This is a genomic window from Streptomyces sp. NPDC005803 (genome assembly GCF_040630435.1).
GTDB lineage: Bacteria > Actinomycetota > Actinomycetes > Streptomycetales > Streptomycetaceae > Streptomyces.
Genome location: NZ_JBEXXO010000007.1, coordinates 88,372 through 111,437 on the forward strand (window position 1 = coordinate 88,372; position 23,066 = coordinate 111,437).

Annotated in this window: 18 protein-coding genes; 10 read left to right on the forward strand and 8 right to left on the reverse strand. The window is 72.0% G+C overall.

Annotation, left to right across the window (positions count from 1 at the left end; translation table 11 throughout):
- The first annotated feature begins 52 nt into the window (after positions 1-52).
- On the forward strand, positions 53-988 hold the full coding sequence (locus ABZ454_RS12405; RefSeq protein ID WP_359537583.1) for a class I SAM-dependent methyltransferase: 936 nt from the start codon (positions 53-55) through the stop codon (positions 986-988).
- A gap of 165 nt (positions 989-1,153) precedes the next feature.
- Here the strand turns inward: ABZ454_RS12405 and ABZ454_RS12410 are convergent, their stop codons facing one another.
- The 3 genes from ABZ454_RS12410 to ABZ454_RS12420 form a co-directional block, all read right to left on the reverse strand.
- The gene (locus ABZ454_RS12410) at positions 1,154-1,990 is read right to left on the reverse strand and encodes an aldo/keto reductase (RefSeq protein ID WP_356322269.1); all 837 of its coding nucleotides are present in this window, start codon (positions 1,988-1,990) and stop codon (positions 1,154-1,156) included.
- Positions 1,991-2,269: 279 nt separating this feature from the next.
- On the reverse strand, positions 2,270-4,069 hold the full coding sequence (locus tag ABZ454_RS12415) for an AMP-binding protein (RefSeq protein ID WP_356322276.1): 1,800 nt from the start codon (positions 4,067-4,069) through the stop codon (positions 2,270-2,272).
- Between the two features lie 343 nt (positions 4,070-4,412).
- Positions 4,413-5,315, reverse strand: a complete 903-nt coding sequence (locus ABZ454_RS12420; RefSeq protein ID WP_359537585.1) for a LysR substrate-binding domain-containing protein — start codon at positions 5,313-5,315, stop codon at positions 4,413-4,415.
- A 116-nt stretch (positions 5,316-5,431) separates the two neighbouring features.
- Here ABZ454_RS12420 and ABZ454_RS12425 point away from each other — a divergent pair, with 116 nt between their 5' ends.
- Positions 5,432-6,457, forward strand: a complete 1,026-nt coding sequence (locus ABZ454_RS12425) for a bile acid:sodium symporter family protein (RefSeq protein WP_359537587.1) — start codon at positions 5,432-5,434, stop codon at positions 6,455-6,457.
- A 236-nt stretch (positions 6,458-6,693) separates the two neighbouring features.
- Here ABZ454_RS12425 and fdhD read toward each other — a convergent pair whose 3' ends face one another.
- The 5 genes from fdhD to ABZ454_RS12450 are packed head-to-tail and all read right to left on the reverse strand — an operon-like array spanning position 6,694 to position 13,271.
- Entirely contained in the window at positions 6,694-7,542 is an 849-nt protein-coding gene (fdhD, locus tag ABZ454_RS12430; RefSeq protein WP_359537589.1) for a formate dehydrogenase accessory sulfurtransferase FdhD, read from the reverse strand.
- Positions 7,543-7,547: 5 nt separating this feature from the next.
- Entirely contained in the window at positions 7,548-8,408 is an 861-nt protein-coding gene (locus ABZ454_RS12435) for a 2Fe-2S iron-sulfur cluster-binding protein (protein ID WP_356322265.1), read from the reverse strand.
- Complete coding sequence (locus ABZ454_RS12440; protein WP_359537591.1) at positions 8,405-10,348, reverse strand: NAD(P)H-dependent oxidoreductase subunit E; 1,944 nt, start codon at positions 10,346-10,348, stop codon at positions 8,405-8,407. Before ABZ454_RS12440 ends, ABZ454_RS12435 begins: the two co-directional genes overlap by 4 nt.
- A complete protein-coding gene (locus tag ABZ454_RS12445; RefSeq protein ID WP_359537593.1) occupies positions 10,339-12,276 on the reverse strand; it encodes a molybdopterin-dependent oxidoreductase in 1,938 nt (645 codons plus the stop codon). Before ABZ454_RS12445 ends, ABZ454_RS12440 begins: the two co-directional genes overlap by 10 nt.
- Complete coding sequence (locus ABZ454_RS12450) at positions 12,273-13,271, reverse strand: 2-dehydropantoate 2-reductase (RefSeq protein WP_356322262.1); 999 nt, start codon at positions 13,269-13,271, stop codon at positions 12,273-12,275. The genes ABZ454_RS12445 and ABZ454_RS12450 overlap by 4 nt, the downstream gene beginning before the upstream one ends.
- Before the next feature lie 251 nt (positions 13,272-13,522).
- Here ABZ454_RS12450 and ABZ454_RS12455 point away from each other — a divergent pair, with 251 nt between their 5' ends.
- The 8 genes from ABZ454_RS12455 (at position 13,523) to ABZ454_RS12490 (ending at position 22,897) form a co-directional block, all read left to right on the forward strand.
- Positions 13,523-14,473, forward strand: a complete 951-nt coding sequence (locus ABZ454_RS12455) for a beta-ketoacyl-ACP synthase III (protein ID WP_356322261.1) — start codon at positions 13,523-13,525, stop codon at positions 14,471-14,473.
- 64 nt (positions 14,474-14,537) lie between these two features.
- Positions 14,538-15,215, forward strand: coding sequence for a GntR family transcriptional regulator (locus tag ABZ454_RS12460; protein ID WP_356322260.1), 678 nt, complete (start codon positions 14,538-14,540; stop codon positions 15,213-15,215).
- A 244-nt stretch (positions 15,216-15,459) separates the two neighbouring features.
- Positions 15,460-16,641: an ROK family transcriptional regulator gene (locus ABZ454_RS12465; RefSeq protein WP_356322259.1), complete on the forward strand. Its 1,182-nt coding sequence runs from the start codon at positions 15,460-15,462 to the stop codon at positions 16,639-16,641.
- A gap of 246 nt (positions 16,642-16,887) precedes the next feature.
- Complete coding sequence (locus ABZ454_RS12470) at positions 16,888-18,414, forward strand: sugar ABC transporter ATP-binding protein (protein ID WP_359537596.1); 1,527 nt, start codon at positions 16,888-16,890, stop codon at positions 18,412-18,414.
- Positions 18,411-19,460: an ABC transporter permease gene (locus tag ABZ454_RS12475; RefSeq protein WP_359537597.1), complete on the forward strand. Its 1,050-nt coding sequence runs from the start codon at positions 18,411-18,413 to the stop codon at positions 19,458-19,460. Before ABZ454_RS12470 ends, ABZ454_RS12475 begins: the two co-directional genes overlap by 4 nt.
- Before the next feature lie 72 nt (positions 19,461-19,532).
- Positions 19,533-20,573, forward strand: coding sequence for a substrate-binding domain-containing protein (locus ABZ454_RS12480; protein WP_356322256.1), 1,041 nt, complete (start codon positions 19,533-19,535; stop codon positions 20,571-20,573).
- Positions 20,574-20,641: 68 nt separating this feature from the next.
- Positions 20,642-21,880: a Gfo/Idh/MocA family oxidoreductase gene (locus ABZ454_RS12485; protein ID WP_356322255.1), complete on the forward strand. Its 1,239-nt coding sequence runs from the start codon at positions 20,642-20,644 to the stop codon at positions 21,878-21,880.
- A gap of 12 nt (positions 21,881-21,892) precedes the next feature.
- Positions 21,893-22,897 carry a sugar phosphate isomerase/epimerase family protein gene (locus ABZ454_RS12490; RefSeq protein WP_359537600.1) on the forward strand — a complete coding sequence of 335 codons (1,005 nt, stop codon included), beginning with the start codon at positions 21,893-21,895 and terminating at the stop codon, positions 22,895-22,897.
- Positions 22,898-23,066: the final 169 nt, after the last annotated feature.

Here is a 23,066-nt window from a genome sequence, read left to right on the forward strand (position 1 = left end):
GTAACGGCAACAAAGTTTGCGCCGGGGGCCGGGGCGTGGTGAGGCTGCTCCCATGAGCAACCACACCGGTCACGGTCACCACCACGACGGCCACCACGACGGCCACCACGGGCACGGCGGCGCGCACGGGCAGCACCACGAGCCCGCCGACTTCGACTGGGACGTCATGGGCCCGCTGCTGGAGCGGAACGCCGAACTCAGCAGCGACCAGTACACGAAGGCGGCCCGCTGGATCGCCGGTCTGCCCGACGCCCCGAAGGTGCGCCGGGTCCTGGACATCGGCAGCGGCCCGGGCGTGATCTCCTGCCTGCTCGCCGAGGCGTTCCCCGAGGCGGAGGTCGTCGCGGTCGACGGCACCCCGGCCCTGCTGGAGCGCACCCGCGACCGCGCGCGGCGACTCGGTCTCGGAGACCGGGTCACCACCCGGCACGCCGACGTCGAGGCCGATCTCGCGGAGTTGGGCCAGGCTGACTTGGTCTGGGCCGGCAACGCGCTGCACCACATGGGTGACCAGCGTGCCGTGCTGGCCGGTTTCGCCGCGCTGCTGAACCCCGGCGGCACCGTCGCGCTCGTCGAGGGCGGGCTGCAGCCGCGCCAGCTCCCGCGCGACCTCGGATTCGGCAGGCCCGGTCTGGAGGCGAGGATGGAGGCGGCGCACGCCGAGGCCTTCGAGGACATGCGTGCGGGCCTGCCCGGCACCCAGCGGGAGAACGAGGACTGGGCCGCCCTGTTCACCGCGGTGGGCCTCACCCCGCAGGGCACCCGCAGCTTCCTGCTCGACCTGCCCGCACCACTCGATGACGTGGCACGCGACCACGTCATCGCCGAATTCAGCCGCCGCCGCGACGGGCTGGGCGACCGGCTCGGCGCCGAGGACCTCGCGACGCTCGACCGGCTGCTCGACCCCGAGGACCCGGCCGGACTGCGCCGGCGCCCCGACACCTACCTGCTGATGGCCCGCACGGTCCACCTGGGCCGCCGCGCCTGAGCCTGAGCGTGGGCGTGGGCGTGGGCGTGGGCGGGGGAGCGGTCGGGGGCGTGGTCGAGAGCTGCTGCCCCCGGCGCCCCGGACGCGCGGCGGCCCGCACGACGAAACCGCCGCCCGGCTCGGGGCCGGGCGGCGGTCAGGTGATCAGCGGCGGTACGCCGGGCCTCAGGCGCCGGCGTTGAACTCGCCCGGGTTCGGGCCGAGCCGCTTGCCCTCGTCCAGCGCCGCGAACGCGGCCAGGTCGTCGGCGTCGAGCTCGAAGCCGAACACGTCGATGTTCTCCGCGATCCGCGACGGCGTCACGGACTTCGGGATCACCACGTTGCCCGTCTGAAGGTGCCAGCGCAGCACCGCCTGGGCGGGTGTGCGGCCGTGCTTCCTCGCGACCGCGACGACCGCCGGGACCTCCAGGAGCCCCTTGCCCGAGCCGAGGGGGGACCAGGCCTCGGTCGCGATGCCGTGCCGGGCGTGCAGGGCGCGCGACTCGGCCTGCTGGAGCTGGGGGTGCAGCTCGATCTGGTTGACGGCCGGCACCACGGACGTCTCGCCCAGCAGGCGCTCCAGGTGCTCGGGGAGGAAGTTCGAGACACCGATGGCCTTCGCGCGGCCGTCGGCGTAGATCTTCTCGAACGCCCGGTACGTGTCGACGTACGCGTCCTTGGCCGGCACCGGCCAGTGGATCAGGTACAGGTCGACGTAGTCGAGGCCCAGCTTGTCGAGGGAGGCGTCGAAGGCGCGCAGCGTCGCGTCGTAACCCTGCTCGGTGTTCCACAGCTTCGTGGTGACGAAGAGCTCTTCGCGGGCGACACCGGAGGCCGCGATCGCCTTGCCCGTGCCCGCCTCGTTCTGGTAGATCGCGGCGGTGTCGATGCTGCGGTACCCGGACTCGATGGCCGTGGCGACCGCGGCCGTGGCCTCGTCGTCCGGCACCTGCCAGACTCCGAAACCGAGCTGCGGCATCTCGACGCCGTTGTTGAGGGTGAGGGAGGGGACCTGGCTCACGAGCGGTCGATCCTAACGTTGTGGGTGGTGGGACTCCCTGGCACAACGATCAAGACGGCCCGCACATTCCCGTCCGCGCGCCGTTTTCACGGATCGCCACTCCCGTGGCGTACTCGCCGGGCGTACCGCCGCAGGACACGTGCGCCGGGTCGCGCCCGGACGCGAGCGTTCCCGTTGACGGACGCCCGTGCACGAAAGCCGGTCGCATCCTGTGAGGGAAGCCGGCCGGCCGGGCCCGTGGACCAGAGCCGCTCCGCCGAGCGTGTCGACGGAAGGCCGTCAGCGGTAGAGGGCGTCCACCTCGGACGCGTACGCCGTCTCGATCGCCTTGCGCTTCAGTTTCAGCGACGGCGTCAGCAGGCCGTGCTCCTCGGTGAACTGGTGGGCCAGGATGCGGAACGTACGGATCGACTCGGCCTGGGAGACCGCCGTGTTCGCGGCCACCACCGCGCGCCGGATCTCCATCTCCAGATCCGGGTCCCGCACCAGTTCCCCCGGGGACAGCGCCTGCCGCCCCTGCATCGCGAGCCAGTGCTCCACGGACTCCTGGTCGACGGTGACCAGCGCCGCGATGTACGGTCGGTCGTTGCCGACCACGATGCACTGCGCCACCAGCGGGTGCGCCCGCACCCGCTCCTCCAGGCCGGCCGGTGAGACGCTCTTGCCGCCGGACGTCACCAGGATCTCCTTCTTGCGCCCGGTGATCGTCAGATAGCCGTCCTCGTCGAGCGCCCCCAGGTCGCCGGTGGCGAGCCAGCCGTCGTTGAGCACCGCGTCGGTGGCCTTCGGTGCGCCCAGGTACCCGCCGAACACGTTGGGGCCGTACACCCACACCTCGCCGTCCGCCGCGATGTGGACGCTGGTGCCGGGGATCGGCTGTCCCACCGTGCCGTAACGGGTGCGCTCCGGGGGGTTGGCGGTTGCCGCGGCCGTCGTCTCGGTCAGCCCGTACCCCTCGTACACGGTGACGCCCGCACCCGCGAAGAACAGCCCGAGCTGCCGCTCCATGCCCGAGCCGCCCGACATGGCGTGCCGGATGCGGCCGCCCATCGCCTCGCGCACCTTCTTGTACACGACCTTGTCGAAGAACTGGTGCTGTACCCGCAGCCCGGCGGACGGCCCCGGGCCGGTGCCGAACGCCCGCGCCTCCATTGCCTCCGCGAACTTCACCGCCACGTCGACGGCCTTGTCGAACGGACCGATCCTGCCCTCCGCCTCGGCCTTGCGCCGGGCGCCGTTGAAGACCTTCTCGAAGATGTAGGGCACCGCCAGGATGAACGTGGGACGGAACGACACCAGGTCCGGCATCAGCGCCTTCGCGGACAGCTCCGGCTGGTGGCCCAGCTTCACCCGGCCGCGGATCGCCGTGACCTCCACCATCCGCCCGAAGACGTGGGCCAGCGGAAGGAAGAGCAGGGTCGCCGCCTCGTCGCCCGGTTTGGAGTGGAAGACCGACTCCCAGCGGGAGGCCATCGTCTCCGTCTCGAACATGAAGTTGGCGTGCGTGATTACACAGCCCTTCGGACGCCCCGTCGTGCCCGACGTGTAGATGACGGTCGCGACCGAATCGGGCGTCACCGCGCGGCGGTGCCGGTGCACGACCTCGTCCTCGATGTGGGCCCCGGCCTCGAGCAGCTCGGCCACCGCGTCGGCGTCCAGCTGCCACAGCCGCTTCAGCTGCGGGAGCCGGTCGATCACCGAGGCGACCGTCATCGCGTGGTCCTCGTGCTCGACCATGACCGCCGACACCTCGGCGTCGTGCAGCATCCACAGGACCTGCTCGGCGGACGACGTCGGATAGACCGGCACGGACTGCGCGCCCACGGCCCACAGGGCGAAGTCGAAGAGGGTCCACTCGTAGCGGGTGCGCGACATCAGGGCGACCCGGTCGCCGAACCGTACGCCGTGCGCGATCAGTCCCTTGGCCAGCGCCAGCACCTCGTCGCGGAACGTCGCCGCAGTGACGTCCCGCCAGCGTCCGTCCGCGTCTTTCCGGCCGAGCGCGACCCGGCGCGGATCCTCCTCGGCGTAGTCGAACACGACATCGGCGAGCCCGCCTACGTGGGGCGCGGCCGCCATGGGTGGGACAGTGAACTCACGCAATGACCTGCTCCTTGTGGCGCTCCGCACAGCGCCGTGACGCTACCCCACCGGACGCCGCCGCGGGAGAGCCATGAGTGGTACGTACCAGGTGCTGTCTGCACGGGGCGGGTGGTGATATCCGGCCAGATGGGCAAGGCCCGGGCGCGCTTCTGACCACGGGGTAAGTGGCTCGCGCGGGAATCTCCACCGAATCTGTACGCCGCGATCACGCGGTCGCGTACGGACATGGGCGATCGGACCGCGTGTGCCGGCCGCGCCGGGCCGGCCGCCCTGGCGGTGCCGGCCGCGTCCCTTGCATACTCCCCCTCCCGGCGCCCCGTCATGCGCGGCCCCGCGTACTGATCGCACCCATGCCGCCGCCAGGACGGATCAGCCGGTCCCCGCCCGCCAGGATCGCCGCGGCCAGCGCCTCCGCGGCCTGCTGCGCACCTCCCCGGCGCCGGCCGTGCAGCAGGACGAAGTCCACGTCGCCGAGCTCCGGCAACCCCGCCCTGGCCGCCACCGGGGCCAGTCCGGGCGGGACCAGACCGCGGCTGTGCGCCATCACGCCGAGCCCCGCGTGCGCGGCCGCGATCAGCCCGCTGAGACTGCCGCTCGTGCACGCGACCCGCCACGAGCGGCCCTGCTCCTCCAGGACCTCCAGCGCGCGGGCCCGGGTGATGCCCGGCGGCGGGAAGAGGATCAGCGGCACCGGCCGGTCCGGATCGATCCGCAGCTTCGGCGCCCCGATCCAGACCAGCGCGTCCTGCCAGACGAGCTCCCCGTGGGTGTCCCCGGTCCGCCGTTTGGCGAGCACCAGGTCGAGACGGCCCGCCGCCAGCCGCTGGTGCAGCGTCCCCGACAGCTCCACGGTCAGCTCCAGCTCGACCTCCGGATGGTCGCGGCGGAAGGACTGGAGGATCTCCGGCAGCCGGGTCAGCACGAAGTCCTCCGACGCCCCGAAGCGGAGCCGGCCGCGCAGCCGGGTGCCGGTGAAGAACGCCGACGCCCGTTCGTGGGCCTCCAGGATCGTCCGCGCGAAGCCCAGCATCGCCTCGCCGTCCACGGTGAGGTCGACGCGGTGCGTGTCCCGGGTGAACAGCTGACGCCCGGTCGCGTCCTCCAGCCGCCGCACGTGCTGGCTCACCGTGGACTGGCGCACCCCGAGGCGCCGGGCGGCCGCCGTGAAACTGAGCGTCTGGGCGACGGCGAGGAAGGTGCGCAGCTGCGCGGGGTCGTACATGGCACCACGTTATCGCGAACCGTGATGACAGTCAGAGCGGTATGCGGGATTCCCGATGCCGGTGATCACGAGCAGGATGGGGAGGGCACGACCTGACCGAGAGACATGTGGAGCACATGAGCCGCCGCACCCCGCAGCTGCCGTCCTGGCTGCCGATCGACCCGTACGTCCTGGCGTTGATCGGCACCGTCGTACTCGCGGCTCTGCTGCCGGCCTCCTGCACCGCGGCCGACGTGGCGGGCGGTGCCTCCACGGGGGCGGTCGCGTTCCTGTTCTTCCTCTACGGCGCACGGCTGTCCACCGCGCAGGCCCTCGAAGGACTCAGACACTGGCGGCTCCACCTCACCGTCCTGGCCTGCACGTTCGTCGCCTTCCCGCTGCTGGGCCTGGCGAGCGGAGGGCTGGTGCCGTACGTACTGACGCCCCCGCTGCAGAGCGGCCTCCTGTTCCTGTGTCTCGTCCCCTCGACCATCCAGTCGTCGATCGCCTTCACGTCGATCGCCCGGGGCAACGTGCCCGCGGCGATCTGCGCGGGCTCCTTCTCCTCGATCGCCGGCATCTTCCTCACCCCGCTCCTCGCGGCGGCGCTGCTCGGGAACAGCGGCGGCGGCTTCTCCGCCGGCGCCCTGCTGAAGATCGGCGTCCAGCTGCTGCTTCCGTTCGTCGCGGGGCAGCTGCTGCGCCGCTGGGTCGGCGGCTTCCTCGCCCGGCACAAGAAGGTCCTGGGCTATGTCGACCGGGGCTCGATCCTCCTGGTCGTCTACACCGCGTTCAGCGAGGGCATGGTGGCGGGCATCTGGCACCAGGTCACCCCGGTGCGGCTGGGCGCGCTGCTCGCCGTCGAGGCGGTGCTGCTCGCCGTGATGCTCTCGGTGAGCTGGTACGGGGCGAAGCGGCTCGGTTTCGGCCGCGAGGACCGCATCGCCATCCAGTTCGCCGGATCCAAGAAGAGCCTCGCCTCGGGACTGCCGATGGCCAGCGTCCTGTTCGGGGCGCAGGCGAGCCTCGCCGTGCTGCCGTTGATGCTCTTCCACCAGATGCAGCTCATGGTGTGCGCGGTGATAGCGAAGAGGCGCGCCCGCGGCCCCCAGGAGCCGGCCCCGGACGGAGCGGTGGTGCGGGAGACCGCGGTGGTGGGCTGAGAGGCCGGGGCCGGCCGGCGCAGGGGGCGCTCCCCGCCGGCCGGACCCGTGACCCGTGCAGCGGGCCGGGCGCCCAGGGCCTGTGCGGAGTCGTCCCGCGGCGTCGCGGGGTGGGGCGCGCACGCTCGTCGCGCCGTCGGAAGGCCCTGGCAGCTCCGCTACGAGGACGCCCCGGCGCCCGGCGACCGCAGGCACCCCAGCCCGCTCCTTCCTCCACGGGACGACTCCACGGGCCCTCAGCCCTGGAGTGCCGTCGCCTCCAGGGCGATGCGGTGCTCGCCCGCGTACACGTTCATGGACGGCCCCCGCAGGAAGCCGACCAGGGTCAGACCGGTCTCGGCCGCCAGGTCGACCGCGAGGGACGACGGCGCCGAGACGGCCGCCAGCATCGGGATGCCTGCCATCACCGCCTTCTGGGCGAGCTCGAACGAGGCCCGTCCCGAGACCAGCAGGATCGCCCGGGACAGCGGCAGCCGGCCGTCGGTCAGGGCCCGGCCGACCAGCTTGTCGACCGCGTTGTGCCGGCCGACGTCCTCCCGGACGTCGATCAGCTCGCCCGTCTCGGAGAACAGCGCCGCCGCGTGCAGCCCCCCGGTCCGGTCGAAGACCCGCTGCGAGGCGCGCAACCGGTCGGGGAGGGCGGCCAGCAGCCCGGGTTCGACCCGGACCGGGGGAGCGTCGGCGACCGGGTGCCGGGTCGTCGTGCGCACCGCGTCCAGGCTGGCCTTGCCGCACAGCCCGCAGGAGGACGTCGTGTAGACGTTGCGCTCCAGCGTGATGTCGGGGACCACGACGCCCGGCGCGAGCCGCACGTCCACCACGTTGTACGTGTTCACCCCGTCGGCCGTCGCCCCGGCGCAGTAGACGATCGACTGCACCTCGGAGCCCTCACCGATCACGCCCTCGCTCACCAGGAAGCCGGCCGCCAGCGCGAAGTCGTCGCCGGGGGTGCGCATCGTGATGGCGAGCGGCTTGCCGTTCAGCCGGATCTCCAGGGGCTCCTCGGCGACGAGGGTGTCCGGGCGGGTGGAGACGGCCCCGTCCCGGATACGGATGGTGCGGCGGCGCTCGGTGACCCGTCCCATGGCAGTCAGACCCGATTCTGTACGTGTTGGAAGCCGAAACGGCCTTTGATGCAGAGGTTGCCGTGGGTCACCGGGTTGTCGTGCGGCGAGGTGACCTTGACGATCTCATTGTCCTGCACATGGAGCGTGACGTTGCAGCCGACGCCGCAGTACGCGCAGACGGTGGTGGTCCGCGTCTGGGCGGACTCGTCCCAGGTTCCGGCCGCCCGCATGTCGAACTCCGATTTGAACGAGAGCGCCCCGGTCGGGCACACCTCGATGCAGTTGCCGCAGTAGACGCACGCCGAGTCGGTGAGCGCAACCCCGTGCTCGGTCGAGACGCGGGCGTCGAAACCCCGGCCCGCGACCGCGATCGCGAACGTGTTCTGCCACTGCTCGCCGCACGCGTCGACGCACTTGTAGCACTGGATGCACTTGTCGTAGTCCCGGACGTAGAGGTCGTTGTCGACCTTCGGCTCCTCGTTGAGGCGGGCCGCGCCGGCTCCGAAGCGGCCGGGTTTCGCCTCGTACTCCTTGATCCATTCGGCGGCCCGCGGCGTCGTCGAGAGATCGGTGGACGAGGCGAGCAGCTCCAGCACCACCTTGCGGCTGTGCCGGGCCCGCTCGCTGTCGGTGAGCACCGTCATGCCCGCCTCCGCCCGGCGGGAACACGCCGGGGCGAGGGTACGGGCCCCCGCCACCTCGACGACACAGACCCGGCAGGCGTTCTTCGGGGTGAGCGTGTCGCCCTGGCACAGGGTCGGGATGTCCTTGCCCGCGGCCCGGCAGGCGTCCAGGAGCGTCGAACCCTCGGGGACGCGGGTCTCCTGGCCGTCGAGCGTGAACGCGATCAGCCGGCGCGGCGGTCGCAGCGGAACAGCGGTCATGTATAGACCCCCAGACGGTCGATGGCGGACTCGACGGCATTCCACGCGGTCTGTCCCAGGCCGCAGATCGACGCCTCGCGCATGGCCTGCCCCACCTCGCGCAGCAGGGCGATGTCGTCGGCGGCCGCGGCACCCGTACGGTCCTTGATCCGGTGCAGGGCCTCCTCCTGCCGCACGGTCCCGACCCGGCACGGCACGCACTGCCCGCACGACTCGTCACGGAAGAACTCGGCGATCCGCAGGAGGACGCGGGGCAGCTCGGCCGAACCGCCGAGGACCAGCACCACGCCCGAACCGAGCGTCGCGCCGGCGGCCCGTGTGCCCTCGAAGGTGAGCGGGATGTTCAACTCGTCGGGGCGCACGAAGCCGCCCGCCGCGCCGCCGAGCAGCACGGCGCGCAGATCCCGGGGCGGGCCGGCGAGCTCCAGCAGTTCGCGCAGGCTCGCGCCGAACGGCAGCTCGTAGACACCGGGCGCGGTCACCTGCCCCGACACGCAGAACAGCTTGGTGCCGGTGGACGTGCCGGTGCCGGAGGCCGCGTAGGCGGCGGCGCCGTGCTCCAGTACCGGCAGGACGTTGACCAGCGTCTCGACGTTGTTGACGACCGTCGGCTTGCCGAAGAGGCCCTTCTCCACGGGGAAGGGGGGCTTGGACCGCGGTTCGCCGCGCTGCCCCTCGATCGAGTTGAAGATCGCGGTCTCCTCGCCGCAGATGTACGCGCCCGCGCCGCGCCGGATCTCGATGTCGAAGGCGTACCCCTGGCCGAGGATGTCCGGGCCGAGCAGGCCGCGGGCGCGGGCCGTGGTCAGGGCGTGGCTCAGCCGTGCGTGGGCCCGTGGGTACTCGCCGCGCAGATAGACGAACCCCTTGCGGGCGCCGATGGCGTAACCGGCCACGGTCATCGCCTCGACCAGGGCGTACGGGTCGCCCTCCATCAGCACCCGGTCCTTGAAGGTGCCCGGCTCGCTCTCGTCCGCGTTGCAGACGAGGTAGTGCGGGGTGTCGGGCTGCCGGGCCGTGGCCTCCCACTTGCGCCCGGTGGGGAAGGCGGCGCCGCCCCGCCCGACGAGCCCGGAGTCCAGCACTTCGCGGATGACGCCCGCGGGGCCGAGGCCGAAGGCGCGGCGCAGCGCCTGGTAGCCGCCGTTCGCCCGGTAGTCGTCGAGGGAGGCGGGGTCCGTGGTGCCGACGCGTTTGAGGAGGACGAGGTCCGGGTCGCCGGCCTGGGGGACGGCGGCCTCGGGCGGGGGCTCGGCGGCGGACGCCTCGGGGGAGCGGGCCGCCGCGGCGAGGGCGGCCGGGGTGGCGGGGGCGATGACGGCGGTGCGGTGGGGGGCGGACGCGGGGGGCCGTTCCGCTCCGCGCTCCTTGCCGGAGGCGGGGGTTCCGGACCCGGGCGCCGGGTCCTCGCCCGCCGGACGGGCGGGAACCGGCGGCTGGCCCGCCTGGATCAGCAGCGCCGCCGGGGCCCGTTCGCACAGGCCCAGACAGGGGCTCTCCTGCCAGACCGTGCCTTCCGCGGGCGTGCCTGCGGGCCCCAGGCCCGCCGCCAGGCCCGCGCGGACCTCGGCCGAGCCACGGGCCGCGCAGGCCAGGTCCGTGCAGACGTGGAGGACCTTCGCCGGGCGCGGGCGCACCGAGAACATCGCGTAGAACGTCGCGACGCCGTACGCCTCCGCCGGCGCCACCGTCAGCCGGCGGCAGATGTAGCCGAGCGCGCCCTCGCTGATCCAGCCGATCCGGTCGTTGACCGCGTGCAGGGCGGGCAGGAGCTGATCACGCCGGTCCTTCGCGGCCGAGGCGCCGCCCCGCGCCCACCGCAGGTCCGTCCCGCTGCGGGTCGTGCCGCCCTCCCAGCCCGACGGGGGTGGTCCCAGCAGACCGTCCACCGCCTCCCGTTCGGCGTCCGTCGCGAGCACGTCGGTGAATTTCAGGTCCATGCGGGCACCAGCTTCTCGATCCGGACGGCGGACGCCTTGAACTCGGCGGTACCGGCGATCGGGCAGTTCGCCTCGATCGTCAGGGCATTGGTGTCGACCTCGTCCGGGAAGTGCATCGTCATGAAGGCGAGCCCCGGCCGCAGCCCGGGGTCGATCCACACCGGCGCGGTGACGGTGCCCCGCCGGGACGACACCCGCACCTGTTCTCCGGTGGTGACGCCGTAGGAGGCCGCGTCCTCCGGGCAGAGCTCGATGTACTCGCCGCGCCGCAGCGGTGAAGCGTAACTGCCGCTCTGCACACCGGTGTTGTACGAGTCGAGGCGGCGTCCCGTCGTCAGGCGCAGCGGGTAGACCTCGTCGGTGAGGTCGACCGGAGGATCGTGCCGGACGAGCCCGAAGGGGGCCGCCGGGCCGCGGCGCACCGGATCGGTCTCCCAGAGCCGGGCGTGCAGGAAGCTCGACGGGAGCCTCTCCGTGTCGGGGCAGGGCCACTGGAGGCCCTGGTGCTGCTCCAGCCGGTCATACGTCATCCCGAAGTGGTCGGGCGAGAGCGAGCGCAGCTCGTTCCAGACCGTCTCGGCGTCGGTAAACTTCCAGGCGTGGCCGAGGCGGCCGGCCAGGGCGCAGATGATGTCGATGTCCTCCCGTGCCTCGCCCGGCGGGACCAGCGCCGCACGTACGCGTTGGACCCGGCGCTCGCTGTTGGTCGTCGTGCCGTCCGTCTCGGCCCAGGCGGCCGTGGCGGGCAGGACGACGTCCGCGAGTTCGGCGGTCCTCGTCAGGAAGATGTCCTGGACGACCAGGTGGTCCAGGGCCCGCAACCGCCGCACGGCCTGCTCGCTGTCGGCCTCGGACTGGGCCGGGTTCTCGCCGACGCAGTACACCGCGCGCAGCTCGCCGCTCTCCATGGACGCGAACATCTCGGTGAGCGTCTTGCCGTACCGGGGCTGGATGACGGTGTTCCAGGTCCGCTCGAACTTCTGCCGCGCTGCCGGGTCGAGGATGTCCTGGAAGCCGGGCAGCTTGTTGGGGATGGCGCCCATGTCGCCGCCGCCCTGCACGTTGTTCTGCCCGCGCAGGGGCTGGACGCCGGAGCCGTACCGGCCGACGTGCCCGGTGAGCATCGACAGGTTGATCAGCGCGCGGACGTTGTCGGTGCCGTTGTGGTGCTCGGTGATGCCCAGCGTCCAGCACAGCTGGGCCCGTTCGGCGGTGGCGTAGGCGTGGGCCAGTGCGCGGATCGCCTCGGCCGGCACTCCGGTCACCTGCTCGGCCGCCGAGAGCGTCCACGGTTCGACGAGCGCCGCATACTCCTCGAAGCCCGTCGTCGCGCGGGCCACGAACGCCTCGTTGACCAGACCGGCGTGGATGATCTCGCGGCCGATGGCGTGGGCGAGGGGGATGTCCGTGCCGACGTTCAGGCCGAGCCAGCTCTCCGCCCACTGGGCGGTCGAGGTGCGGCGCGGGTCGACGGCGTGCAGGCGCGCGCCGTTGCGGAGGCCCTTCAGGACGTGCTGGAAGAAGATCGGGTGGGCGAACCGGGCGTTGGAGCCCCACATCACGATCAGATCGGTGTGCTCGACCTCTTCGTAGGAGGAGGTGCCGCCCCCCGAACCGAAGGCCGCGGAGAGCCCGGCGACGCTGGGTGCGTGGCAGGTGCGGTTGCAGGAGTCCACGTTGTTGGTGCCCATCACCACCCGGGTGAACTTCTGCGCCACGTAGTTCATCTCGTTCGTGGCGCGTGCGCAGGACAGCATCGCGAAGGCGTCGGGGCCGTACGCCTGACGCGTCTGCCGGAACCCGGCGGCCGCGCGGTCCAGCGCCTCGTCCCAGCTCGCCCGTCGCAGCACGCCGTCCGCGTCCCGGACGAGCGGGTGCGTCAGCCGCTCGTACTGCTTGCGTTCCCGCCGCTTGCGGTGGTCGGTCATGGTGCGCTCCCTGCTGAGGCCGTGGCGGCCGTGGAGGTGGAGGCGAGGAGGTCGGCGAGCGCGTGGACGGCGCGCAGGGTGGGGACGGGCGCCCCGGCCAGGGCGGCCAGTTCGACGACGGCCGCGAGCAGCACGTCCAGTTCGAGGGGCTTGCCCTTCTCCAGGTCCTGGAGGGTGGAGGTCTTGTGGTCGCCGACGCGCTCGGCGCCCGCGATACGCCGTTCCACGGAGATCCCGGGCCGGCAGCCGAGCGCGGCCGCCACGCCGAGGGCCTCGCGCATCATCGACTCCACGAGCGCGCGGGTGTCGGGGTGACGGCAGATCTCACCCATGGTGGCCCTGGCCAGCGCGCTGATCGGGTTGAACGAGATGTTGCCGATCAGCTTGATCCAGATGTCCTTGCGCAGGTCCGCCTCGACGGGGCACTTGAGCCCGCCCGCGACCATGGCCTCGCTGAACGCGTGGCAGCGCCGTGACAGGGTCCGGTCGGGCTCACCGATGGAGAACCGGGTGCCTTCGAGATGGCGGACGACACCGGGCGCCTCGATCTCCGTGGCCGCGTAGACGACGCAGCCGATGGCGCGCTCGGGCGGCAGTACGGAGCTGACCGCCCCGGCCGGGTCGACGCTGTTGATGCGGCGCCCGGCGTGCGGGCCCGGGAGGCCGTGGAAGTACCACCACGGGATGCCGTTCTGTGCGGCGACGACCGCCGTGCGGTCGTGCAGCAGCGGGTGGACCAGCGGCCCCGAGGCCGCGTACGCGTGCGCCTTGAGCCCGAGGAAGACGAAGTCGACGGGCCCGACCTCCGAGGGATCGCCGGTGGCCGAGGGGCGTGCGGTGAAGTCCCCGCGGGGGCTGAGGACACGTACGCCGTCACGGCGCATGGCCGCCAGGTGGGGCCCGCGGGCGATGAGATGGACGTCGGCGCCGGCGCGGTGGAGCGCGGCCCCGACATAGGCGCCGATCGCGCCGGCACCGACAACTGCGACTTTCACGGGGCTCTCCGTTCGGTAGCTGACCGAGCGAGGCGGGAGCGGGGAAGCGGCGGGAGACGTGCGGGAGGGAGGAGCGGGAGACGCTGTCACGTAGACAGAATATTGTCTACAGTATGCGTTCGACTCGGTCAAGGCTGTTGTCAAGCCTCCAACCCCCGGCCGGTAATCCTGTGGGATCACGTGCCCCTGTACCGGGCGGTAGCGACCAAGACTGGATGGTTCCTGCCATATGTAGCGAGGGGAACCTGAACATGACCGGCTCACGTGTCGTGGCGCTCGGCCACTATCAGCCCGCCAAGGTGCTCACCAACCACGATCTGGCGGCCATGGTCGACACCAGCGACGAGTGGATCACCAGCCGTGTCGGCATCAAGACCCGGCACCTCGGCGGCCCCGACGAGCCGGTGGACGAACTGGCCTCGCACGCGGCGGCCAAGGCCCTGGCCGCCGCCGGTCTGCAGCCGGCCGACATCGACCTGGTCCTGGTCGCCACCTCCACCGCGATCGACCGCTCGCCGAGCATGTCGGCCCGGGTCGCCGCGCGCCTCGGTATGTCCTCGCCCGCCGTGATGGACATCAACGTGGTCTGCTCCGGTTTCACCCACGCCCTCGCCACGGCAGACCACGCCGTCCGGGCGGGCGCCGCCACACGGGCGCTCGTGATCGGCGCCGACAAGATGGGGGACATCGTCGACTGGACCGACCGCTCCAGCTGTGTGCTGATGGGGGACGGCGCCGGCGCCGCGGTCGTGGTGGCGGACTCCGGAGCGGACGGCCGCCCCGGCATCGGGCCCGTCCTGTGGGGTTCCGTGCCGGAGATGGGTGACGTGGTCCGGATCGAGGGGACGCCGCCGCGCTTCGCCCAGGAAGGGCAGTCCGTCTACCGCTGGGCCACCACGCAGCTGCCGCCCATCGCGCGCAAGGTGTGCGAGAAGGCGGGGGTCACCCCCGAGGACCTCGGCGCGGTGGTGCTGCACCAGGCCAATCTGCGGATCATCGAGCCCGTCGCCCGGAAGATCGGCGCGGTCAACGCGGTCATCGCCCGTGATGTGGTGGATTCCGGCAACACGTCAGCGGCCTCGATCCCGATGGCCCTGTCCAAGCTGGTGGAGCGGGGCGAGGTCGCCACCGGCGCTCCGGCCCTGCTCTTCGGCTTCGGGGGGAACCTGAGTTATGCGGGACAGGTGATCCGCTGCCCCTGAGGGGCGTTGCACTCGGTAGACTGTAGACGATAAGCAATTGCTCGTCGCCCGGAGGGGGACCGCGATGTTGTCCACAGGACTGCCGCAGGGGGCCGTACCGAAGCTCGAAAGGCCCGGTCCGCTGCGCGAGCGCGTCTACGAGGCGCTGCTCGAACTCATCACCACCCGGGCGCTCCGCCCCGGCCAGCATCTGGTGGAGAGTGAGCTGGCCGGGCACCTCGGCGTGTCCCGGCAGCCGGTGCGTGAGGCGTTGCAGCGGCTCAACACCGAGGGCTGGGTCGATCTCCGGCCCGCCCAGGGGGCGTTCGTCCATGAACCCACGGAGGAGGAGGCGGACCAGCTGCTCTCGGTCCGTACGCTCCTGGAGGCGGAGGCCGCCCGGCTGGCCGCCGCCAACTCCGGCACGGCGGGCATCGCCGCCCTGGAGGAGCTCTGCGCCAGGGGGGAACAGGCCGTCGCCGACGACGACGTGGACCTGGCGGTGGCGACCAACGCCGCCTTCCACGCCAAGGTGATGGAGCTGGCCGGCAACGTCGTCCTCTCCGAACTGGCCGGACAGGTGGACCGCCGGGTCCGCTGGTACTACACCCCGGTCGCCCGGCAGCGCGGCACGCGCTCCTGGACCGAGCACCGCTCCCTGATCGCCGCGATCTCCTCGCGCGACGAGCAGCAGGCCACGGCGATCATGCGGGCCCACACGGAGCACACCCGCCAGACCTACCACCAGCGCGAAGAGGGCTGACCCCGCGCGGACCGCGCCCCCGAACGCCGGCCGCTCACGGCCGCCGGTGGTCGGGGGCTTCTGCGTGCCCGCGGCCGGTCGCGCCGGTCCCGTCACCCACCCCGCGACCCCCCTTTGTCCTCAGGATGGAGAAAGTTGTGGTGGATTCCTGCGCAACTTCTTCCCACTCCCGGCAACCGCTGCTACGTTCCCCTCCAAAGCCCGACGGACAGGCCGATGTGGCGGGGAGGGGCGCGTGAGACGAATGACGGCACGACCCGCGAATGCGCATCAGGCGCGACTGCTCCGGCTGTTGCGCGACGGCGGGCCCAACTCACGGGCACAGCTGGGGGATCAGGTCGATCTCTCCCGCTCCAAGCTCGCCGTCGAGGTGGACCGACTGCTGGAGACCGGCCTTGTCGTGGCCGACGGACTCGCCGCATCCCGCGGCGGGCGTCGCTCGCACAACATCCGGCTCGCCCCGGCACTGCGCTTCCTCGGCGTCGACATCGGCGCCACATCGGTCGATGTGGCGGTCACCAACGCCGAGTTGGAGGTCCTGGGCCACCTCAACCACCCCATGGACGTACGCGAAGGCCCCGTCGCCATCTTCGAGCAGGTGCTGTCCATGGCGGCCAAGCTCCGGGCCTCCGGGCTCGCCGAAGGGTTCGACGGCGCGGGCATCGGCGTACCGGGACCGGTCCGCTTCCCCGAAGGCATCCCGGTCGCACCGCCGATCATGCCCGGCTGGGACGGCTTCCCGGTCCGCGAGGCGCTCAGCCAGGAACTGGGCTGCCCCGTCATGGTCGACAACGACGTGAACCTGATGGCGATGGGGGAGCAGCACGCGGGCGTCGCCCGCTCCGTGGGCGACTTCCTCTGCGTCAAGATCGGTACCGGCATCGGCTGCGGCATCGTCGTCGGCGGAGAGGTCCACCGCGGGACGACGGGCAGCGCCGGCGACATCGGCCACATCCAGGTCGAACCCGACGGCCGCCCCTGCGCCTGCGGCAACCGGGGCTGCCTGGAAGCACACTTCAGCGGCGCCGCGCTGGCCCGTGACGCCGAGGACGCGGCACGCGCCGGCCAGTCCCCGGAGCTGGCGGCCCGGCTGGAGGCGTCCGGGAAACTCACCGCCGCCGACGTCGCGGCCGCCGCGGCCGCCGGCGACGCCACCTCGCTCGACCTGATCCGCGAAGGCGGCAACCGGGTCGGACAGGTCATCGCCGGACTCGTCAGCTTCTTCAACCCCGGTCTGGTGGTGATCGGCGGCGGGGTGACCGGACTGGGCCACACGCTGCTGGCCAGCGTCCGGACCCAGGTCTACCGGCAGTCCCTGCCGCTGGCCACCGGAAACCTCCCCATCGTGCTCGGCGAGCTCGGACCCGCGGCCGGAGTCATCGGCGCGGCCAGGCTCATCAGCGACCACCTCTTCTCACCCGCCTGACCCCGTACCCGCCCGACCCGTCACCTGTCCGACCTCCACCGGCCCGCACCAGGGCCCACCGGCCCGTACCAGGGCCCGCCGGCCCGCGCCCCAGGCCCGCCGGCGGCCAAGGAACCGCCCCGCGCTCCAGGCCGGGGTCCGGGGGACACCCCGGGACAGCACCGCGCCCTGCCCGCTCACCGGCCCTTCCTCCTGCTCCCGCCTTCGCCCGAGCAGGGGACACCCCACCCGCCGAGGGGATTCGTCATGGCTCCAGAACCACCGCTGCTCACCATGTCCGGCATCACCAAGTCCTTCCCCGGTGTGCGCGCCCTCGACGGCGTGGACCTGGAGGTCCAGGCCGGCGAAGTCCACTGCCTCCTCGGCCAGAACGGCGCCGGCAAGTCCACGCTCATCAAGGTGCTCGCCGGGGCCCACCAGCCCGACGACGGCGAGATCACCTGGTGCGGCGTGCCCGCCGTGCTCAAGTCGCCGATCAGCGCGATGCGCCTCGGCATCGCCACCATCTACCAGGAACTCGACCTGGTCGAGGGCCTGTCGGTCGCCGAGAACGTCTTCCTGGGCCACGAGCCCACCAGTGCCGGCTTCATCGTCCGCACCCGCGAGGGCCGCACCGCGGCCGCCGCCCTCCTGAAACGGCTCGGCCACCCCGAGATCGACCCCGCCCGGGCGGTCGGTGAACTCTCCGCGGCCCAGCAGCAGATCGTGTCGATGGCCCGGGCGCTCTCCCACGACGTACGTCTCATCGTGATGGACGAACCGTCCGCCGCCCTCGACCCCGACGAGGTCGACAACCTTTTCCGGATCGTCGCCTCCCTGACCGCCGACGGGGTCGCCGTCGTTTACATCTCGCACCGCCTGGAGGAGATCCGCCGGATCGGCGACCGGGTGACCGTGCTCAAGGACGGCCGGGCGGTCGCCGTCGGACTCCCCGCCGAGTCCACGCCGACCCGCGACATCGTCGCCCTGATGACCGGCCGCAACGTCGAGTACGTCTTCCCGCCCAGGCCCGTCGCGGCCCCCGAGGACGGCCGAACCGCCCCGGTCCTCACGGTCCGAGGGCTCACCAGAAAGGGCGAGTTCGCCCCCGTCGACCTGGAGCTCCGCCCCGGCGAGATCGTCGGCCTGGCCGGGCTCGTCGGCTCGGGGCGCTCCGAGATCCTGGAGACGATCTACGGCGCCCGCAAGGCCACCGCCGGACAGGTCACGGTCGCAGGCAGGCCGCTGCGGTCCGGCAGCGTCCGCGCCGCCGTCGCCGCCGGCATCGGCCTCGCCCCCGAGGAGCGCAAGGCGCAGGCCCTGCTGATGCTCGAATCCGTCACCCGCAACGTCTCCGTCTCCTCCATGTCCCGCTTCTCCAAAGCCGGTTGGCTCGACCGTGGGGCAGAGCGGAAAGCGGCCCGCGCCGCCACCCGCGAACTCTCCCTGCGCCCCGACAACCCGGACACCCCCGTCCGCACCCTCTCCGGCGGCAACCAGCAGAAGGCGGTTCTCGCCCGCTGGCTGCTGCGCGGCTGCCGGGTGCTGCTGCTCGACGAACCGACCCGCGGAGTGGACGTCGGCGCCCGCGCCGAGCTCTACGCCGTGATCCGCCGGCTGGCCGACGAAGGCCTCGCCGTCCTGCTCGTCTCCAGCGAAGTGCCCGAAGTCCTGGGCCTCGCCGACCGGGTGCTGGTCCTGCGCGAGGGCCGCGTCGTCCATACGGCGGACGCCGGGGAGCTCGACGAGCACCGCGTACTCGACCTCGTGATGGAAGGGAGCCCGACGTCATGACGCACCCCGTCTCATCGGCGCAGCAGAGCGGGCCGGACAAGGGCGCCGCGCCCGTGTCCGCCCCCGCGTCCCCGAAGAAGGACGGATCCCCGCGCGCCTTCGGGCTGCGCGCGGACGTCCGTAACCTCTCTCTGCTCGGCGTCCTCGCCGCACTGATAGCCGTCGGCGGGATCACCGAACCCGACGCCTTCCTGGACACCGGGAACCTCCAGCTCATCCTGACCCAGTCGTCCGTCATCGGCGTCGTCACCGTCGGCATGACCTTCGTCATCACCAGCGGCGGCATCGACCTCTCCGTGGGCGCCATGGTCGCCCTCGCCTCCGTCTGGGCGACGACGCTCGCCACCCAGGAGTACGGCTTCGCCGGAATCCTCTTCACCGCCGTCCTGGTCGGTCTCGGCGCCGGACTCGTCAACGGGGTGCTCATCGCGTACGGCCGGATGGTGCCGTTCATCGCGACGCTGGCGATGCTCGCCTCCGCCCGCGGACTCGCCCTCCAGATCACCGACGGCAAGACCCAGATCGTCACCGTCGACTCGGTCCTCGACCTGGGCCTGCCGGACGCGTACGTCCTCGGCATACCTCCGCTGGTCCTGATGTTCGCGGCGGTCACCGTCGTGGGCTGGCTGGTGCTGAACCGTACGACGTTCGGCCGGCGCACGGTCGCGGTCGGCGGCAACGCGGAAGCGGCACGGCTGGCCGGCATCGACGTCCGCCGGCAGCGGCTGTACCTCTACCTGCTGTCCGGGCTCTGCTGCGGCATCGCCGCCTTCATGCTGATCATCCTGTCCGGCTCCGGCCAGAACACCAACGGCAATCTGTACGAGCTGGACGCCATCGCCGCCGCGATCATCGGCGGCACCCTGCTCAGCGGAGGCCGCGGCACCATCGTCGGCTCCGTCCTGGGTGTCCTCGTCTTCACCACGATCACCAACATCTTCGCGCTCAACAACCTGCAGAGCGATGTCCAGCAGATCGCCAAGGGCGCGATCATCGTCGCCGCCGTCCTCGTCCAGCGCCGGACGTCGGCCCACGGAGAGACCTGACCCCCGTCTCCTCCCGCTCGATCCCGCATGTTCCGCATCCCCACGCCGCAATGGATGAAGGGTTTGACAGCCATGCCAGAAACCAGCCGCAGAGGACTGCTCTTCGGTACCGCAGCCGTCTCCGCGGGCGCCCTGCTGACCGCCTGCACCAGCAACGAGCCCAAGGAGAAGAACACCGCCGCGCAGAGCAACGCGCCCGCCGCGGACGACAAGCCGGGCAAGCCCGTCACCATCGGCTTCGCGGGACCGCAGGCCGACCACGGCTGGCTCAACGCCATCAACGAGAACGCCAGGTCGCGGGCGAAGAAGTACTCCGAGGTCACCCTGGAGACCACCGAGGGCTCCAACGACACCGCCGCCCAGATCGGCCAGGTCAAGACCCTCATCAACAAGAAGGTCGACGTCCTCGTCATCCTCCCGGCCGACGGCAAGGCGCTCACCCAGGTCGGCCTGGAGGCCATGCGGGCGGGCATCCCCGTTATCAACCTGGACCGGGTCTTCGCCTCGCCGCAGGCCTACCGCTGCTGGGTGGGCGGCGACAACTACGGCATGGGCCTCAACGCCGGTACGTACATCGGCGAGCAGCTCAAGGACAAGCCGAACGCCAAGGTCGTCGAGCTCGCCGGCATCGACAACCTGGAACTCACCAAGCAGCGCAGCCAGGGCTTCGCCGACGCGCTGAAGAACTACTCCAACATCGAGCTGGTGGCCCGTCAGGCGGCCGACTTCACCGTCGAGTCCGGCCAGGCGAAGATGTCCCAGCTCCTCCAGGCGCAGAAGCAGTTCGACGCCCTGTGGAACCACGACGACGACCAGGGCGTCGGCGCGCTCCGCGCCATCCAGCAGGCCGGCCGCGACGAGTTCCTGATGGTCGGCGGAGCCGGGGCCAAGTCCGCCATGGACGCCATCAAGGCCGGCAACAGCGTGCTCAAGGCCACCGTCCTCTACCCGCCGACCATGGCGGCCTCGGCCATCGACCTGGCCCGGGCGCTCGGCCAGGCCAAGGGGGTGGCCGGTCTCGCGGAGCTGGAGATCCCGACCAACCTCACCCTGTACTCGGCCGTGGTCACCAAGGACAACATCGACCAGTACCTGCCGACGGGCTTCAACTGAGCCGTCCCGCGGGAGGGTGCTGACCCTCCCGCCGCACTCACCGGAACACCGACGAGGAGGAAGCCCGGATGGCCCGTAGGGAAGAGACGGAGCAGGAGGCGGCCGCGCCGCCGACGTACCGGCCGATGGCGAGCGCACCGACGCTCGGGGTCGGCATGGTCGGGTACGCGTTCATGGGCGCCGCCCACTCACAGGGGTGGCGCACCGCGGGCCATGTCTTCGAGCTGCCGATGAGGCCGGTGCTCGCCGCGGTCTGCGGTCGCGACCGGACGGCGGTCGAGGCCGCCGCCGACCGGCACGGGTGGGCGGCGGCGGAGACCGACTGGCGGGCGCTGATCGCCCGGGAGGACGTCCAGCTCGTCGATATCTGCACCCCCGGCGACAGCCATGCGGAGATCGCCATCGCGGCCCTGGAGGCGGGCAAGCACGTGCTGTGCGAGAAGCCGCTCGCCAACACGGTCGCGGAGGCGGAGGCGATGGCCGAGGCGGCGCGACGGGCCGCGGCCCGCGGGCAGGTCGCGATCGCCGGCTTCAACTACCGCAAGGTGCCCGCCCTCACCTACGCCCGCACACTCATCGCCGAGGGCCGGCTCGGCACCCTGCGGCACGTCCGGGCCACCTACCTCCAGGACTGGCTCGTCGACCCCGCCTCCCCGCTCACCTGGCGGCTGAAGAAGGAGCAGGCGGGCTCCGGCGCGCTCGGGGACCTGGGCGCGCACATCGTGGACCTCGCGCAGTACCTGGCGGGGGAGCCGTTGGTGGCGGTCTCGGCGATGAGTGAGACCTTCGTCCGTGAACGGCCGCTGCCCGCCGGCCCCTCGGGGGGCCTGGGCGGGGTCGCGGCCGCGGGGGAGTCCGGCGCGGTGACGGTGGACGACGCGGCGCTGTTCACCGGCCGGCTGGCCTCCGGGGCCCTGGCCTCCTTCGAGGCGAGCCGGGTGGCGGCGGGGCGCAAGAACGCGCTGCGCCTGGAGATCAACGGCGAGCTCGGCTCGCTCGCCTTCGATCTGGAACGCCTCAACGAGCTGTCCTTCCACGACCACACCGAGTCCGCCACCACGGCCGGTTTCCGGCGCATCCTGGTCACCGAGCCCGAACACCCCTACCTGGAGGCCTGGTGGCCGCCGGGGCACGCACTCGGTTACGAGCACACGTTCGTCCACCAGGCCCGTGACGCGGTGCGGACGATCGCCGAGGGAACGCCCCCCGTGCCGTCGTTCGCCGACGGGCTGCAGGTGCAGCGGGTGCTGGCGGCGGTGGAGGAGAGCGCCGCGAAGAACTCCGTCCTCACCCCCGTACAGTCCTAGGAGGTCCTGCGCATGCCCCGTCCCTTCACCCTCTTCACCGGCCAGTGGGCCGATCTTCCCCTGGAAGAGGTCTGCCGGCACGCCCGTGACTTCGGCTACGACGGCCTCGAACTGGCGTGTTGGGGAGACCACTTCGAGGTGGACAAGGCCCTGGCCGACCCCGGCTATCTGGAGAGCCGTCACCAACTGCTCGACAAGTACGGGCTGAAGTGCTGGGCGATCTCCAACCACCTGGTCGGCCAGGCCGTCTGCGACAACCCGATCGACGAGCGCCACCAGGGCATCCTGCCCGCCCGGATCTGGGGCGACGGGGAGCCCGAGGGCGTGCGCCGCCGCGCCGCGGAGGAGATCAAGGACACCGCGCGGGCGGCTGCGGCCTTCGGCGTGGACACGGTCATCGGCTTCACGGGCTCGTCGATCTGGCACCTGGTCGCGATGTTCCCGCCGGTCCCGCCGCACATGATCGAGCGGGGGTACGAGGACTTCGCGGAGCGCTGGAACCCGGTCCTGGACGTCTTCGACGCGGAGGGCGTGCGGTTCGCCCACGAGGTGCACCCCAGCGAGATCGCGTACGACTACTGGACGACGCACCGCGCGCTGGAGGCGGTGGACCACCGGCCCGCGTTCGGGCTGAACTTCGACCCGAGCCACTTCGTCTGGCAGGACCTGGACCCGGTGGGTTTCCTGTACGACTTCCGGGACCGGATCTACCACGTGGACTGCAAGGAGGCCCGCAAGCGCCTGGACGGCCGCAACGGCCGGCTCGGCTCCCACCTGCCGTGGGGCGATCCGCGGCGCGGCTGGGACTTCGTCTCGGCGGGGCACGGGGACGTTCCCTGGGAGGACGTGTTCCGGATGCTGCGGTCCATCGGGTACGAGGGGCCGGTGTCGGTGGAGTGGGAGGACGCGGGGATGGACCGGCTGGCGGGGGCGCCGGAGGCGCTGACGTCGCTGAAGCGGTTCGACTTCGACCCGCCGAGCGCGTCGTTCGACGCGGCGTTCGGCGGTAACGGCTGAGCGCGTTCCGGGGGCTCCGGACGCCCCCGGAACCCCGCTCCTCCTGAGGGGCTCGACCGTGCCCGGCGGCACCCGCGTACGCCGCCGGGCCGGTCCCCCCTGCCCTCGCTCCCCTTTGTCCTGACCAGGGAAAAAGTTCTACGACAACGCCGCACAAGGGCTTTCCGTC

Coding starts and splice junctions, on each gene's coding strand:
- ABZ454_RS12415 (WP_356322276.1), bottom strand. CDS start 4,069: ATGGCGGCCGCGCCCCACGTAGGCGGGCTCGCCGATGTCGTGTTCGAC.
- ABZ454_RS12425 (WP_359537587.1), top strand. CDS start 5,432: ATGAGCCGCCGCACCCCGCAGCTGCCGTCCTGGCTGCCGATCGACCCG.
- ABZ454_RS12405 (WP_359537583.1), top strand. CDS start 53: ATGAGCAACCACACCGGTCACGGTCACCACCACGACGGCCACCACGAC.
- ABZ454_RS12480 (WP_356322256.1), top strand. CDS start 19,533: ATGCCAGAAACCAGCCGCAGAGGACTGCTCTTCGGTACCGCAGCCGTC.
- ABZ454_RS12465 (WP_356322259.1), top strand. CDS start 15,460: ATGACGGCACGACCCGCGAATGCGCATCAGGCGCGACTGCTCCGGCTG.
- ABZ454_RS12420 (WP_359537585.1), bottom strand. CDS start 5,315: ATGTACGACCCCGCGCAGCTGCGCACCTTCCTCGCCGTCGCCCAGACG.
- ABZ454_RS12470 (WP_359537596.1), top strand. CDS start 16,888: ATGGCTCCAGAACCACCGCTGCTCACCATGTCCGGCATCACCAAGTCC.
- ABZ454_RS12455 (WP_356322261.1), top strand. CDS start 13,523: ATGACCGGCTCACGTGTCGTGGCGCTCGGCCACTATCAGCCCGCCAAG.
- ABZ454_RS12475 (WP_359537597.1), top strand. CDS start 18,411: ATGACGCACCCCGTCTCATCGGCGCAGCAGAGCGGGCCGGACAAGGGC.
- ABZ454_RS12435 (WP_356322265.1), bottom strand. CDS start 8,408: ATGACCGCTGTTCCGCTGCGACCGCCGCGCCGGCTGATCGCGTTCACG.
- ABZ454_RS12460 (WP_356322260.1), top strand. CDS start 14,538: ATGTTGTCCACAGGACTGCCGCAGGGGGCCGTACCGAAGCTCGAAAGG.
- ABZ454_RS12490 (WP_359537600.1), top strand. CDS start 21,893: ATGCCCCGTCCCTTCACCCTCTTCACCGGCCAGTGGGCCGATCTTCCC.
- fdhD (WP_359537589.1), bottom strand. CDS start 7,542: ATGGGACGGGTCACCGAGCGCCGCCGCACCATCCGTATCCGGGACGGG.
- ABZ454_RS12485 (WP_356322255.1), top strand. CDS start 20,642: ATGGCCCGTAGGGAAGAGACGGAGCAGGAGGCGGCCGCGCCGCCGACG.
- ABZ454_RS12445 (WP_359537593.1), bottom strand. CDS start 12,276: ATGACCGACCACCGCAAGCGGCGGGAACGCAAGCAGTACGAGCGGCTG.
- ABZ454_RS12440 (WP_359537591.1), bottom strand. CDS start 10,348: ATGGACCTGAAATTCACCGACGTGCTCGCGACGGACGCCGAACGGGAG.